Source organism: Exiguobacterium sp. s138 (assembly GCF_018618775.1).
GTDB lineage: Bacteria > Bacillota > Bacilli > Exiguobacteriales > Exiguobacteriaceae > Exiguobacterium_A > Exiguobacterium_A artemiae.
The window spans coordinates 40,997-54,221 of record NZ_JACSMW010000008.1; the positions used below are offsets into that span (position 1 = coordinate 40,997).

The window sequence follows — 13,225 nt, forward strand, 5'->3', positions numbered from 1 at the left end:
CCAAACAACAAACCGGCCGTTACCTAGGAAAAGGAACGGTCCGGTTGCAACTTACGACTTCGTTAAGACATCCTGCTGACGAGGCGGTAAATGGATCGCCTGTCCGAGCAAAGCTTCGACGGCTTCCGTAAAGGCTTCGTTCCGACTTGGATGCGGCATGACCGGGAAGCGGACGTCTTCTTCTTTCGCATGCAGTTCAAGCGTTTGAGCAAAGACACCGGCCAGTTCGATCGCACCTTCGCCGATCATATGAATACCGAGGATGAGACTGGTCGTCGCATCGGAAATCACTTTGATGAACCCGCTGCCTCCTTCGATGGTCGTCGCTCCATTGGCGTTAAGTGCGAACTGCGCGGTCCGGAACGAATGACCGGCGTCTGTCGCCGTTTGTTCCGTCAAGCCGATCGAGACAATGGGCGGAAGGGAGCGGATGATGGTCGGATAATAGGGAACCGTCGTATCAGCCGACTGTCCGCTCAGATGTTCAGCGGTCCGTTTTGCCTCGTGGATGGCACGTGTTGCAATAGCGGGACCGGGTGTCACATCGCCAATGGCATAAATGTGAGGACGGTTCGTCTGTCCGAATGGATCGACGGGAATCGTTCCGTCTTCTGCTAACGTCACACCGATTCGTTCAAGCCCAAGCTCCAATGTATGCGGAACCCGGGGTAACGAGTGAAACAGGAAAGGAGCGGACCAGGTCGTTTCCTGCCCCTGTTTGACAACAGTCACGGTCACGTCCTCCTGAGCTTCGATTGCCGTGACGGTACCGGTGACCAACTGGATTTTTTGTTTTTTAAAGAGACGCCGCAACTCTTTGTCGAGACTCGGATCAAAATCGAATGCATCTGCAATCAGTGTGACTGACGTCCCGAGGGCTTGAAAACTCATGGCGGCTTCGATCGCGATATAGTCCTGTCCGATGATGACGAGACGTTCGGGTAACTCGGTCAATTGATATAACTGTTCGGCATTCAGTACGGAAGGGGCATCTTGCTTGATGCTGTGACTGCCGGTCGCAATCACGACATCGTTAAACCGGTACGTATCAAACTGATGCCCGAGCTCGACACCGATCCGGTCATCCGCCAAGAAGGAAGCCGTTCCGTGAACGACTTCAATTGCGTTGGCCTGACAGAGCGCTTCGACTCCGGTTCGTAATTGACGGATGGTCCGTTCCCGGTACTCGACCAATTGACTGAAATCATGTGTCGGATGAAACGAGAAGCCGAGAGCAGTCATATGTTTCGTTTGCAGTTTGACTTCTGCGGCATGAGCAACGACTTTAGACGGAATACATCCTTTGTTCAAACAAAGTCCGCCGATTTGTGCCTGTTCAATCAAAGTGACGGTTCGACCCAATTGACTGGCACGGATCGCAGCGGTGTAACCGGCTGGACCACCGCCAAGAATCACTAAATCACGTTCTTGCGTCAGTTCACCTACGACCATTTAAATCAGCTCCATCAATAAAGTAGTGGGGTGTTCGATCAATCCGGCGAACCGGTTCGTAAAAGCAACGGCCGTTGCGCCGTCGGCGACGCGGTGATCAAAGGACATCGAGAGATTCATCATCGAACGGATGACGATTTGATCGTGGTCGTCAACACAGACCCGTTTTTTTGTTTTATGGAAGGCAATCAAAGCAGTTTCCGGATAGTTGATGATTGGCGTCGCTCCCGTACTTCCGAGGGGACCGACATTACTCATCGTGAACGTGCTTGGTTTCAGGTCTGCAGCGCGTAAATCGCCTGTCTTGGCACGGGCCGACAGTTCTGCGACACGCGTGTGCAACTGTTGCATCGTCAATTTGTCAGCGTCACGGACGACCGGCACAATCAGTCCATCCGCCGTCTCGGTTGCGACGCCGATATGAAACTGTTGCTCGAGAATGATCTGTTCGTTGGCCTCATCAAGTTTAGCGTTAAAGACCGGGAAGTCTTGCAGTGCGACGATCAAGGCTTTAATGAAAAAGGCGTTGACGCTGATCGGTTTACCGGCCGTCTTTAATTCTTCGCGTAAGGCGAGCAGGCGGGTCATATCGACTTCTTCGAAATGCGTGACATGCGGAATCGTAAAGAGCGACTGTGTCATTTTTTTAGCGATCTGCTTCCGGATGCCTCGGAACGGAATCGTTTCGACCGGGTTAGCGGAAAGTGTACTTGTCTGTTCGACGACATCGGTTTTCTCGACGGAAGTATCGGCATCAAGGAACCGCCGGACATCTTCCTCTGTCACACGACCTGACGGATCGGAAGGCGGAACTTGTTCCAAATCAATTCCATGTTCACGTGCGATTTTACGCGTGTACGGTGTAGCCAAGACACGCCGATTATTTGACGGAACAGCCGGTGTGACAACAGGCGGCCGGACTTTGATTTGTTCCGTCGTCTGCTGGATCGGTTGTTCCGCAGTTACGGCCGTTTCTGTTTCAAGGGCTTCAATCAATAATAGGACCGTACCGACCGAGACGGTTTGACCGACAGGGATGATGAGGTCCGTAACGACACCGGAAACCGGTGCCGGTAATTCAGCGACCATTTTATCGGTCGACACTTCGACGACAGGCTGATCAATTGTGACACGATCCCCGACCCGGACCAGATAGTTCGCGATTTCACCTTCCGTCATCCCTTCACCGACGTCATGCAGCTTTACTTCAATCATCACATTCACTCCTTAAAAATCGACCGTACGCTGGATCGCTTCAAGCACACGCGTCGGCGTCGGGATGTAATGGTCCTCCAGGGCGAATAATGGAACAGGAACGTCGAACCCGGTGACGCGGGCAACTGGTGCCCGTAAATATAAGAACGAAGTATCGTTGATCAGCGCAAGCAGATCATTTCCAAGACCACCCGTTGCCTGGGCTTCATGAATGATCACAGCCCGGCCGGTTTTTTGGACCGATGCTGAAATCGTTTCACGATCCAGCGGATAAAGGGTCCGTAAATCAATCACTTCACAGGAGATACCACGGGTCGCGGCTTCCGTCGCGGCTTTTTGTGCGACTTGAACCATTGCTCCCCAGGCAATCAGGGTCACGTCCTGCCCTTCGGTGATGCAGTTGGCTTTACCGATTTCAATCGTATACGCTTCACTTGGAACCGGCTCCTTAAAGGCCCGGTAACTCCGCATCGACTCGAGGAACAGGACCGGGTCCGGATCTTCAATGGCGGCAATCAATAATCCTTTCGCATCATACGGCGTCGAAGGGCAGACGACTTTCAGGCCGGGCATCGAAGTAAACAGCGCTTCCGTACTGTCGGAATGGATTTCCGGTGCCCGAATGCCGGCGCCATAAGGTGCACGGATGACCATCGGTACACCGTAACGTCCCATTGTCCGCATCCGGATCCGTGAGACGTGGGTCATGATCTGTTCGTAAGCAGGATAGATAAAACCGAGAAATTGGATTTCGACAATCGGCTTAAATCCGTTGACCGCGAGACCGATCGATGTTCCGACGATGCCGGCTTCACTAAGCGGCGTATCGATGATCCGGTCTTCCCCGAACTCTTCCTGCAAACCGTCCGTTGCCCGGAAGACACCGCCGTTTTTTCCGACATCTTCTCCGAGTACAAGCGTCGTCTCATCGTCCGTCAGTTTTGTCCGTAAAGCATCGGTGACAGCCTGGACAAGCGTCATCTCTGTTTGCCGATTGATAGGTGTCGCCATGTTAATTCCCCCTTGCAGTCAGATAATCCGTTTTTTGACGGACTAAATCGTCCGGTAATGTTGCAAACGTATGGTCAAATAAATCATTGACGTCAGCAGGCGGGAAGGATTCCATCGTCTTGACGGCGGCTTCGACTTCTTCCTGATGACGGGACCGAATCGTTTCGATCTCCTGCTCATCATAAAAGCCCTGTTCCTTCATGAATGCTTCTAGTCGCTCGAGAGGATCCACTCGGTCCCGGGAGCGTTCCTGATCGCGGTATTTCGACGGATCGTCCGCCGTCGTATGGGCACCGAAGCGCCACGTGACGGCTTCGATCAATGTCGGACCGCCACCGGAACGGGCCCGCTCCAGTGCTTTTTGCATCGTGAAATACACGGCGAACACGTCATTGCCGTCAATCCGGACACTCGGCATACCGTATGCCAATGCTTTTTGGGCAATCGTTTCCGAATGCATCTGTTTTTGAATCGGGACGGAAATCGCATAGCCGTTGTTTTGATTAAACAAGATGACTGGAGCCTGGAAGACGCTGGCGAAGTTCATGCCTTCATGAAAATCACCTTCCGACGTCGCTCCGTCGCCAAAGTAAGCGACGGCAACTTGGGTCGATCCTTTTCGTTTTTCCGCCCAGGCCGCACCGACTGCGTGCGGAATTTGTGTGGCGATCGGAACAGCGGGTGGAAAGATATGCAACTCATCCGTCGGGACACAGCCTTCGACGCGTCCGTTCCAATATAAGAACGTCCGGACCATGTCGGCGCCAAACGTCAGTGTTGCTCCGTGATCCCGGTATGTCGGGAAGACCCAGTCTTTGTCCTGCAACGCATACGCACTGCCGACCTGTGCGGCTTCCTGTCCTTCGAACGGTGCATAGGTGCCAAGCCGCCCTTGACGTTGGAGATTGATCGCTTTCCGGTCAAACGTCCGGATTCGGTTCATATGTGTAAATAAGGCGAGGCTCAAGTCTTTTGTCAGCAAATCGGTTTTAGATGTATCGAGGACGTGTCCTGCATCATCAAGGATTCGGTAAATCGGAAATTCGGTTTCCATTCGTGTCACCTCCATTTAGTCGTTCCGGATGTTCCATTTCGGTTTGATCGTATTCGTAAAGATATTGTTATGACGAGACCGGATCTGAATCCGTTTGTTGCACATCCGGTTGGCGGCTTCGAGTGTCGTGATTGATTCTGCATGCGACTCGTTAAACACTTCTAGCACCGCATCATAGATATGTTTCGTTTTTAACAGGACACGTTCATGGTTTGCCCCGTACAGTTCGTCAGCGACTTGAATCAGACCGCCGCCGTTGACGATATAATCGGGTGCATATAAAATCCCGCGTTGCTGTAATTCGAGTGCCAGCGCATCGTCGGCCAGCTGGTTGTTGGCCGATCCGCAGATGGCTTTACATTGCAACTGTCCGATATTCGCCGCCTGGATGACACCACCATAGGCACACGGGACAAAGATGTCCGCATCTGTCAGATGAATTTCATGGGCAGCAATGACACGGACCGTTCCCGGTGTTTTTTCCGCCTGCTCAACGAGAGCAGCGAGAACGGCTTCGCTCAAATCGGATACATACAGATTCGCGCCGGCGGACAATAACTGTTCGGCAACTTTATAGCCGACTTTTCCAAGTCCCTGGACGGCATAACTGGCCCGGCTCAAGTCATCGGATCCGTATAAGGTTTCGACAGTTGCCCGCAAACCGTAAATGACACCTTCTGCCGTCGGAATCGATGAATCGCCGCTGCCGCCGAAGGCTTCCGGAATCCCGACGATCCGTGACGTTTCCCGGCTGGCATGGACGAAATCGTCCATCGTCGTGCCCATGTCCGTTCCGGTATAAAACCGTCCGCCGAGCGAATCGACGAATCGTCCGAAAGCACGGAACAATTCAGGTGTTTTGTCTATTGCCGGATTGCCGATGATGACGGCTTTCCCGCCGCCGAAATCAACGTCGGCTGCAGCGCATTTATACGTCATGCCGCGTGACAGCCGCAAGACATCATCGAGAGCTTCATCGACGGTCGAATACGGTGCCATCCGGCAACCACCTAGGGCGGGACCGAGTGTCGTATCATGAATGGCAATGATGGCTTGCAGACCGGACACAGGATCATTACAAAAAACGACCTGCTCGTGACCTGAGATTTTTTCCATGATCGATAGCGATGGATTTGTGGATGGGTTCAACATGTTCATAAAAACATCCTCCTAACTTTAGTAAGCGCTTTCATTTTTAAGTTCAAAAAACATGCGGCGTCAACTTTTCCTGAATCAGCTGCTTATTTAAGATAATCTGTTTGACTTCCCCAAGACCGATGACACGATTGCCGTGTCTGACTTCGACTTTTGCCAATACGCGACCCGGGGTAAGCTCACTGACAACGGCTTCAATCCGGATATTCGATCCGAGTGTCGCCATTCCTACATGCTTTAAGGAAACAGCTCCACCGACACCTTCCTCCTGTTCTTCCAGATAAGGAAGGATGAGTTTTCGGGCAGCCCATTCCATATGATAGACCATCGAGACGGTCGAATAGGCGGGATGGACAACCACACCCTCAAACTGTGCAAACATTTCTTCTGTGACAGTCGTCTCGATCACCGCAGAGTCGCCGAGCGACAAACCGTTTTTCACGTCGATTCCCCCTTACCCCTGACCAGAGCTGGTCTTACCAAAAACAGTATAACACTTGTCACACGATATTTTATCAATCAGTTACAAAATGAGCAAACAATTTCAGGAATATTTTCCAAAAAGAAATATCGTTTTTTGAGTTTCTCTTTAGGAAAGGTCTTTATTCACATATTTAATCGAAATAAAGACGGATCTTAAGAAAGTTGGGAGCTTTTAACAAAATGAAGGATTGACAACATTGTGAACGTATCGTAGTTTAATGGTATAACCATTTTAAAACGAACGTTTATTTATTGTGTTATATAGACGCGGGAAGGGGTGCCACTTGTATAACGAAATCCTGGAAACGATGGAAGCGGAAGAACGGACGCGCTTACAACTGACAAGTCTACGAGAGACCGTTCGTCATGTGATGGAACATGTTCCGTTTTATCAAACCCGCTTCAAGGAACGGGGACTTGATGCCGAAGCACTGCAAACGATGGCAGACATCCAAAAGTTGCCGTTCACGTATAAAAGTGACCTTCGGGAACAGTATCCGTTCGGATTGTTTGCCGTTCCGCCGCATGAAGCGGTGCGGATCCATGCCTCATCCGGAACAAGCGGAAAACCAACCGTCGTCGGTTATACACAAAGTGACCTCGATGACTGGTCGACCGCTGTTGCACGTGGTCTGGTCGCCATCGGTGCTGAAAAAACCGATTTGTTGCACAACGCCTACGGCTACGGTCTGTTCACCGGCGGACTTGGCTTGCACAGCGGAGCTGAACAGCTGGGAATGACGATTGTTCCCGTGTCCGGCGGTAATACGGATCGGCAAATCACATTGATTGAAGATTTTCAGCCGCGCGGAATTTGCGGAACACCGTCTTATATGTTGCATCTGGCGGAACGGATGGAAGAGAAGGGTCTCGATCCGAAGATGAGCAGCCTCCGGTACGGGATTTTCGGAGCCGAGCCATGGTCGGAAGAGCTGCGGCAGACCCTCGAAGACAAGTGGGGGATTCGGGCATTTGACATCTATGGTCTCAGCGAAATCATGGGTCCCGGTGTCGCGATGGAATGTCAGGAACAAAACGGATTGCATCTGATGGATGATTTGTTCATCACAGAAGTCATTGATCCCGTAACGGGCGAACCGCTACCAGAAGGAATGGTCGGGGAACTCGTTTTTACAAGCTTAAAAAAGAAAGCGCTTCCAATCATCCGGTACCGGACCGGGGATTTGGCATCCGTGACGACAGAAGTCTGTGCCTGCGGCCGGACGACGACCCGGATGTCACGGGTCAAAGGACGAACGGACGACATGATGATTATCCGGGGCGTCAATGTTTTCCCGTCCGAAATCGAACGGGTGCTGTTGCAACAACCGGGTGTCACACCGCACTATCAAATTCACCGGATTCAACGGGCAGGACTTGAAGCACTGGAACTGCACATCGAGCTCGAAGCTGGGACGGTTGCCGAAGAGCTGAAGCGGGTCATCTGTCATGCGATGAAAACAGAATGTCTGATATCAGTGGATCTGATTTGTCACCCGCCATATGGACTTCCGCGGTCTGAAGGCAAGGCCGTCCGAATCATCGACCGTCGCACAGAGTCTGAGAAGAAGTTTGTTTAAGCAAAGGAGGAAATGAAATGTACGATGCGACGCATCTTTTTGAACCACCGGTCATGACCGAAGAGGAAAAAATGGAACGATTTAAAGAACGGATCGAAAACGGGGAAAAAATTGAAGCCGACGACTGGATGCCTGATTTCTACCGGGACACGCTGATCAAATTGATTTCGATGCACGGCATCAGTGAAATCATGGGCGCCTTACCGGAAAAAGAATGGGTGCCGAAAGCGCCGTCCTTACGCCGGAAACTCGGTATCATGGCAAAAGTCCAGGATGAGATGGGACATGGTCAACTCCTGCTTCGGGTCGTTGAGGACTTGATGAAACCGTACGGAAAAACACGGGCGGATCTGATGGATGACTTATTCACGGGACGTCTTAAATTCCATAACGTCTTCCATATGCCGACCCGTTCCTGGGCAGACGCCGGGACAATCGGCTGGCTCGTCGACGGGGCAGCAATCATTACCCAGACGAACATGCTCGGAGCTTCCTACGGACCGTATGCACGGGCATTGCAACGGATTTGTGCCGAAGAAGTGTTCCATGCCCAGCACGGCGAATCAATCATCATGGCTCTGGCAGAAGGGACACCGGAACAAAAAGCAATGATTCAGGAATCGCTGGACGAGTGGTGGGAATCCCTGTTGATGTTCTTCGGTCCGGCATCAAAAGAAACGACCGGTACGTCCAAACAGGACGTGACGATCGCTTATAAAATCCGGACGAAGACAAACGAAGAGTTGCGGCAAAATTTCTTTACGAAATATGTTCCCCGTATCCGTTCGCTTGGTCTCATCATTCCGGATCCGACATTACGGTTTGATGAGGAAACCGGACAATGGATTTACGCCCAGCCGGACTGGACGGAATTCAAGAAAATCATTCAGGGCGGCGGTCCCCGTTCGAAGGAACGGCTCGCCTTACGCCAAACTTCATATCAAAACAATGCCTGGGTGCGCGAGGCACTTGCTGAGACGATCGGCTGAAGGAGGAAAGACCATGACGGAAACGTTTTATCAAGAGTTCGAAGTGTTCAGTAAACGGACGCCGAATGCAGCCTTTACGCATCAGTTCAGTTTACTGGCACCGAATAAAGAGATGGCTCTACTGATGGCGCAGGAAAATTTCATGCGCCGCGAACCGGTCGTCGACATCTGGGTCGTCAAACGGGCCGATATCCGGGGAATGACACCGGATGAAAAGCTGATGCTGCAACGGCTCGACAACAAAGATTACCGGACGACGAAAGGGTACGGTTACCTGAAGAAAAAATGGCGTCATTATGAGCAACAGATGCTCGATGAAAAAGAAATCATGTCCTGGCAAGGAGGCGATTCGAAATGACGGAAACAGAACGTTTAGCGTTGGCTTCACTGCTCTATCAACTGGCGGATGATGACTTTTTATACGCCTACCGGGGATCAGAGTGGTTAGGGCTCGCTCCGCATATCGAAGAAGATGTCGCGTCATCCTCGATTGCCCAGGATTCGATGGGGCATGCGGCGATGTACTATCAGCTGCTTGAAGAAATCGGAGAAGGAAAAGCCGATGCACTCGCACACGTCCGGCTTGCGCACGAACGGAAAAACTCCGTTCTCGTCGAACGCGTCAACGGACCGGGCTATTATATGGAAAACCCGGAATACGACTGGGCCTACGCCGTTGTCCGCAACTATTGTTACACGCTCGCGAAAAAGGTTCGGATTGATTCGTTGAAAAAAAGCAGTTATACGCCGCTTGCGGCCCTCGCCGTCAAGGTCAACATGGAGTTGTATTATCATCTGCTGCACTGGCAGACGTGGTTCACCCAGCTGTATCAATCGACGGAAACAGCCCGTCAGAAAATGGATGCGGCGCTTGAACGGGTGCTGGCAGACTTCGGTGATCTGTTTGATTACGGGGAAGCGTCAGAACTGATTGATGAAATGCGGTTGATTGAAGGTCAGGGGATTTTACTGGATCGCTGGTATCAGGCACTGACGCCGGTGCTCGTCGATCTAAACGTCACGTTGCCGGAAATGAAGATGACCTACAACGGACGAAACGGTGAGCACTCGCCTGATTTGAACGATGCCTTATCGACGCTCGGGGAAGTGTATCTGCTCGATCAGTCAGCGGTATGGTGAAGGGGGAACGGCAGATGACGACACGTTTAGAACAGGAGATCCGGCAGGCGCTCGATACGGTCAAGGATCCGGAAATCGATGCGGTCAGTATCCTGGATCTCGGGATGGTCGAAGCGACGGAATGGACGGAGACACCGTTCGGATACGATGTCCGGGTGACACTGCTGCCGACATTTTTAGGATGTCCAGCGCTTGATATCATTCAAAAAAATACGGAATCCGCGTTGTTGCAAGTACCTCGGGTCAATACGGTCAATGTCGTCTTCCTGTTTGATCCACCCTGGACATCGGACCGGATTACGGAACAAGGGATTGCCGGTCTGAAGTCGTTTGGGATTGCCCCGCCGCGGGTCGTCGATGGGAAATGGGAAATCGACTGTCCGTACTGCGGATCGACGTTCGTCTCGATTGAAAATCTGTTTGGTCCGACAGCTTGTCGCAGCATTTTATACTGTAAATCATGCAAAAATCCATTCGAGGCGATGAAACCCGTCTCTACTCTCATGTGAAGGAAGGTAATCATTATGGTAAAACTAATCGCGCTTTATACACATCCGGAAAACAAGGAACAGTTTGACGAGCATTACTTTAATGTCCATGGTCCGCTGACGGCCAAGATTCCCGGTCTGCAACAGATGACGGTCACGAAAATCGTCGGTTCACCGATGGGCGGAGACGGGAAATATTATCTGATGTGCGAAATGGTCTACGAAAGCCATGAAACGATGAAAGCCGGCATGCGTTCGCTTGAAGGGAAAGCATCCGGGAAAGATTTGATGGGCTTTGCGGGAGATCTTGTAACGCTGATGATTGGTGAAGAAGTCCATGCTGACGCCACAGTACGTTAAGGCGAGTATCGACGGTCGGATCGGCCGGATCCGGCTGAACCGTCCGGAGCGTTACAATGCCTTAAACCGGGCGATGATCCGGGAAATCGTCGAAGCGATGGAGCGGTTCGATCAGGATGAAACGGTTGCGGTCATCGTCCTGAACGGTGAAGGAAAATCCTTTTCCGCCGGAGCCGACATCGAGGAGATGGTCGACGCAACCCCGGTTTCGATGGAATTGCTTGATCCGTTTGCGGATTGGGACCGAATCAGCCGGCTGCATAAACCGTTGATTGCGGCCGTTCATGGCTTTGTGCTCGGCGGAGGGTTTGAACTGGCTCTCGCCTGCGACTTAATCTATGCGACACCCGAGACGCAGTTTGCGTTTCCGGAGGTCGGACTCGGCGTCATGCCGGGAGCCGGCGGGACACAACGGTTGACGAAACGGATCGGTCGGACACGGGCACTGGAATGGTTGTGGACGGGAGACCGGATGCCGGCATCGGAAGCACAGCAACTCGGGATCATCAACCGGATCGTGGAAGCGGATCAGCTTGAAGCACATGTGTTGACAGTGGCCGAGCGGATTGCAGCGCAACCGGTGATGTCCGTGCGTCTGATTAAAGATGCGGTCGATAAAGCAGGGAATCTGTCGTTGCAAGACGGCATGGATCATGAACGACGCAATTTCTACTTACTATTCGGGACGAACGATCAGACGGAAGGCATGCAAGCTTTCGTTGAAAAACGCCAACCGACATTCAAAGGAAACTAAAAGGAGTGGGAGCTATGTCAACGGTACATGAAAAAACAATTGAGATGAAACGTTCCGTCTATCATCTGGTCATCAACGGCGAACAGGTCGAAGGGACATCAGGCGAGACATTCAAAACCTATAATCCGGCGACGGGCGAAGTCATCGCGGAAGTCGCAAAAGCGTCAAAAGCCGATGCCGATCGTGCTGTCCAGGCGGCGCGTGATGCTTTTGATCACGGGAAGTGGAAAATGTGGCCGGTCGGTCGCCGGTCACAAGTGCTGAATAAAATTGCCGGCATCATGCGTTCACGTTTTAATGAGCTCGTGGAACTTGAGATTCTGGATACCGGGAAATCACTTGCTGCGGCACAGGGACAAATCACGCAAGCGATTGAAGACTTTGAATTTTATGCCGGTGCCATCGTCGGTCACCGCGGATCCGTCAATAACGTGCCGGGTCAATTCCATAACTACACGGAAAAAGAACCGGTCGGCGTCTGTGCCCAAATCATTCCGTGGAACTATCCGTTGATGATGGCGGCGTGGAAAGTCGCACCGGCGATTGCCGTCGGCTGTTCGGTTGTCGTGAAACCGGCGACGCTGACACCACTGACAGCCATTATCCTGGGTGAAATCTGTCTCGAAGCCGGTGTACCGGCGGGCGTCGTCAACGTCATTCCGGGATCGGGCCGTGAAATCGGCAACCATTTGGTAGAGCATCCGAATGTTGATAAAGTGGCCTTCACCGGTTCAACACCAGTCGGAAAAGATATCATGGGCCGGGCGTCGGAAAGTCTGAAACGCGTCACGCTCGAGCTTGGCGGTAAATCACCGAACCTCGTCTTTGAGGATGCCGATATCACGGCAGCTGTCGACGGTTCGTTGTTCGGAATCTTCTACAACAGCGGTCAGTCGTGCGAAGCGCGCTCACGCCTGTATATTCATGAAGACATTTACGATACGTTCATGGAACAATTCGTCGCGAAAACGAAACAATTGGTGCTCGGTAATCCGTTCGACAAAGGCACACACGTCGGAGCGATCATCGATCAACAGCAACTCGATGTCATCGACGGTTATGTCCAGTCGGCAAAAGCGGACGGTGCTACGATTTTGACTGGGGGTCAAGTCGAGAAGGTAGCCGGCTTTGAAGAAGGTTTCTGGTATGCACCGACGATCATTGCCGATGTCACACACGACATGAAAGCCGTCCAGGAAGAAATCTTCGGACCGGTCGTCGTCGTGATGAAGTTCAAGGACGAAAAAGAAGTCGTCCGTCTCGCAAACGATACGGAGTTCGGACTCGGATCAGCGATTTGGACAAAAGACGGAGCGCGGGCGACACGGATTGCGAATCAAATCAAAGCCGGTATCGTCATGATCAACTGTCCGTTCTCGGCCTTCCCGGGCACACCGTTCGGCGGCTACAAACAATCTGGTTTCGGTCGTGAACTCTGCATCGAGACGCTTGATTTATATACGGAAACGAAAAGTATCCTGTCGTACTACGGCAGTCGTCCACTTAATCCGTTCGGACTGTAAAACCAAAGCGTGCGGACGTTC

General features: G+C 52.0%; 14 protein-coding genes. 8 read left to right on the plus strand and 6 right to left on the minus strand.

Features of this window, described 5'->3' with window-relative positions:
- Positions 1–51: 51 nt before the first annotated feature.
- Genes KNP91_RS13940 through KNP91_RS13965 form a run of 6 tightly spaced genes read right to left on the minus strand, consistent with a single transcriptional unit; the run spans position 52 to position 6,329 of the window.
- The gene (locus tag KNP91_RS13940; protein ID WP_214850609.1) at positions 52–1,452 is read right to left on the minus strand and encodes a dihydrolipoyl dehydrogenase family protein; all 1,401 of its coding nucleotides are present in this window, start codon (positions 1,450–1,452) and stop codon (positions 52–54) included.
- Positions 1,453–2,667 (minus strand): dihydrolipoamide acetyltransferase family protein, encoded by a 1,215-nt coding sequence (locus KNP91_RS13945; protein WP_214850612.1) that lies wholly within the window; start codon positions 2,665–2,667, stop codon positions 1,453–1,455. It lies immediately after the preceding gene.
- Positions 2,668–2,679: 12 nt separating this feature from the next.
- Entirely contained in the window at positions 2,680–3,678 is a 999-nt protein-coding gene (locus tag KNP91_RS13950; RefSeq protein ID WP_012369292.1) for an alpha-ketoacid dehydrogenase subunit beta, read from the minus strand.
- A gap of 1 nt (position 3,679) precedes the next feature.
- Complete coding sequence (gene pdhA / locus KNP91_RS13955) at positions 3,680–4,732, minus strand: pyruvate dehydrogenase (acetyl-transferring) E1 component subunit alpha (RefSeq protein ID WP_214850615.1); 1,053 nt, start codon at positions 4,730–4,732, stop codon at positions 3,680–3,682.
- Between the two features lie 15 nt (positions 4,733–4,747).
- The gene (locus tag KNP91_RS13960; RefSeq protein WP_214850618.1) at positions 4,748–5,890 is read right to left on the minus strand and encodes a Glu/Leu/Phe/Val family dehydrogenase; all 1,143 of its coding nucleotides are present in this window, start codon (positions 5,888–5,890) and stop codon (positions 4,748–4,750) included.
- A 43-nt stretch (positions 5,891–5,933) separates the two neighbouring features.
- On the minus strand, positions 5,934–6,329 hold the full coding sequence (locus KNP91_RS13965; RefSeq protein ID WP_012369295.1) for a thioesterase family protein: 396 nt from the start codon (positions 6,327–6,329) through the stop codon (positions 5,934–5,936).
- Positions 6,330–6,654: 325 nt separating this feature from the next.
- On the opposite strand from KNP91_RS13965, the gene KNP91_RS13970 reads away from it, so the two are divergent.
- The 8 genes from KNP91_RS13970 to KNP91_RS14005 are packed head-to-tail and all read left to right on the plus strand — an operon-like array spanning position 6,655 to position 13,204.
- Positions 6,655–7,950 carry a phenylacetate--CoA ligase family protein gene (locus KNP91_RS13970; protein ID WP_012369296.1) on the plus strand — a complete coding sequence of 432 codons (1,296 nt, stop codon included), beginning with the start codon at positions 6,655–6,657 and terminating at the stop codon, positions 7,948–7,950.
- Positions 7,951–7,967: 17 nt separating this feature from the next.
- Positions 7,968–8,939, plus strand: coding sequence for a 1,2-phenylacetyl-CoA epoxidase subunit PaaA (gene paaA, locus KNP91_RS13975; protein WP_214766264.1), 972 nt, complete (start codon positions 7,968–7,970; stop codon positions 8,937–8,939).
- A gap of 13 nt (positions 8,940–8,952) precedes the next feature.
- Positions 8,953–9,297, plus strand: coding sequence for a 1,2-phenylacetyl-CoA epoxidase subunit PaaB (paaB, locus tag KNP91_RS13980; RefSeq protein ID WP_012369298.1), 345 nt, complete (start codon positions 8,953–8,955; stop codon positions 9,295–9,297).
- On the plus strand, positions 9,294–10,079 hold the full coding sequence (paaC, locus tag KNP91_RS13985; RefSeq protein ID WP_012369299.1) for a 1,2-phenylacetyl-CoA epoxidase subunit PaaC: 786 nt from the start codon (positions 9,294–9,296) through the stop codon (positions 10,077–10,079). The genes paaB and paaC overlap by 4 nt, the downstream gene beginning before the upstream one ends.
- Before the next feature lie 14 nt (positions 10,080–10,093).
- Positions 10,094–10,588 carry a 1,2-phenylacetyl-CoA epoxidase subunit PaaD gene (gene paaD, locus KNP91_RS13990; RefSeq protein WP_041261443.1) on the plus strand — a complete coding sequence of 165 codons (495 nt, stop codon included), beginning with the start codon at positions 10,094–10,096 and terminating at the stop codon, positions 10,586–10,588.
- A 15-nt stretch (positions 10,589–10,603) separates the two neighbouring features.
- Positions 10,604–10,927, plus strand: coding sequence for an EthD family reductase (locus tag KNP91_RS13995; RefSeq protein WP_012369301.1), 324 nt, complete (start codon positions 10,604–10,606; stop codon positions 10,925–10,927).
- On the plus strand, positions 10,905–11,681 hold the full coding sequence (locus tag KNP91_RS14000; protein WP_012369302.1) for an enoyl-CoA hydratase/isomerase family protein: 777 nt from the start codon (positions 10,905–10,907) through the stop codon (positions 11,679–11,681). The genes KNP91_RS13995 and KNP91_RS14000 overlap by 23 nt, the downstream gene beginning before the upstream one ends.
- Before the next feature lie 14 nt (positions 11,682–11,695).
- The gene (locus tag KNP91_RS14005; protein ID WP_214850621.1) at positions 11,696–13,204 is read left to right on the plus strand and encodes an aldehyde dehydrogenase family protein; all 1,509 of its coding nucleotides are present in this window, start codon (positions 11,696–11,698) and stop codon (positions 13,202–13,204) included.
- Positions 13,205–13,225: the final 21 nt, after the last annotated feature.

Bases quoted from the DNA above. Each gene is read 5' to 3' on its own strand.
- KNP91_RS13940 (WP_214850609.1), bottom strand. From the start codon at position 1,452: ATGGTCGTAGGTGAACTGACGCAAGAACGTGATTTAGTGATTCTTGGC.
- KNP91_RS13945 (WP_214850612.1), bottom strand. From the start codon at position 2,667: ATGATTGAAGTAAAGCTGCATGACGTCGGTGAAGGGATGACGGAAGGT.
- paaC (WP_012369299.1), top strand. From the start codon at position 9,294: ATGACGGAAACAGAACGTTTAGCGTTGGCTTCACTGCTCTATCAACTG.
- KNP91_RS14000 (WP_012369302.1), top strand. From the start codon at position 10,905: ATGCTGACGCCACAGTACGTTAAGGCGAGTATCGACGGTCGGATCGGC.
- paaD (WP_041261443.1), top strand. From the start codon at position 10,094: ATGACGACACGTTTAGAACAGGAGATCCGGCAGGCGCTCGATACGGTC.
- KNP91_RS13960 (WP_214850618.1), bottom strand. From the start codon at position 5,890: ATGAACATGTTGAACCCATCCACAAATCCATCGCTATCGATCATGGAA.
- paaB (WP_012369298.1), top strand. From the start codon at position 8,953: ATGACGGAAACGTTTTATCAAGAGTTCGAAGTGTTCAGTAAACGGACG.
- KNP91_RS13950 (WP_012369292.1), bottom strand. From the start codon at position 3,678: ATGGCGACACCTATCAATCGGCAAACAGAGATGACGCTTGTCCAGGCT.
- KNP91_RS14005 (WP_214850621.1), top strand. From the start codon at position 11,696: ATGTCAACGGTACATGAAAAAACAATTGAGATGAAACGTTCCGTCTAT.
- KNP91_RS13995 (WP_012369301.1), top strand. From the start codon at position 10,604: ATGGTAAAACTAATCGCGCTTTATACACATCCGGAAAACAAGGAACAG.
- paaA (WP_214766264.1), top strand. From the start codon at position 7,968: ATGTACGATGCGACGCATCTTTTTGAACCACCGGTCATGACCGAAGAG.
- pdhA (WP_214850615.1), bottom strand. From the start codon at position 4,732: ATGGAAACCGAATTTCCGATTTACCGAATCCTTGATGATGCAGGACAC.